Here is a 204-nt window from a genome sequence, read left to right as displayed (position 1 = left end):
CTCCCCGGCCAGCTCAACGGCCCGCTCGTAGCTGTCGACGTCGATCACCATCCAACCGGCGATGAGGTCCTTGGTCTCGGCGAACGGGCCATCGGTGACCGGCGGACGCCCCTCACCGTCGTACCGGACAAACGTCCCCTCGGGGGCGAGCGCCTGACCGTCGACGAACTCGCCGGTCCCCTCAAGCCGGGCCGCGAAGTCGCC

General features: G+C 70.6%; 1 protein-coding gene. It reads right to left on the bottom strand.

Features of this window, described 5'->3' with window-relative positions:
* The coding region (locus tag ACNAW0_RS31045) for a YciI family protein (protein ID WP_416291584.1) at positions 1-204 on the bottom strand (204 nt) is incomplete at both ends.

It is taken from the genome of Micromonospora sp. SL1-18, assembly GCF_047921505.1.
GTDB lineage: Bacteria > Actinomycetota > Actinomycetes > Mycobacteriales > Micromonosporaceae > Micromonospora.
Note: the sequence above shows the minus strand (reverse complement) of the source record. Positions and strands in the feature narration are given on the sequence as shown.